The organism is Salinarimonas soli (assembly GCF_008386575.1).
GTDB classification, from domain to species: Bacteria; Pseudomonadota; Alphaproteobacteria; order Rhizobiales; family Beijerinckiaceae; genus Salinarimonas_A; species Salinarimonas_A soli.
Genome location: NZ_VUOA01000257.1, coordinates 1 through 223, shown reverse-complemented (window position 1 = coordinate 223; position 223 = coordinate 1). Strand labels below are relative to the sequence as shown.

At 52.9% G+C, this 223-nt stretch carries 1 protein-coding gene; it reads left to right on the top strand.

Annotated features, from left to right (window positions below; all coding sequences use genetic code 11):
* A partial coding sequence (locus F0L46_RS26495) for a hypothetical protein (RefSeq protein WP_188312175.1) occupies window positions 1-223 on the top strand: 223 nt, incomplete at both ends.

Below are 223 nucleotides of genomic sequence, written 5' to 3'. Positions count from 1 at the left end.
CTTCTGAGTTTGAGAAGCTGGTTCTGGCAGACAACAACATCACGTCAGACGAGTACGACGAGGCCTTTCAGCTCTTCAGTGAGTGCATGCAGATGAACCACCTGCCAGTGACACTGAAGCGTGGAGACGATGGTTTCTACCAATTCTCCGTGAACCGCCGGATCAACGCCAACGGTCAGGATGAAACCGACGACGTCATCGGTTCCTGCAACACAGGAACCAA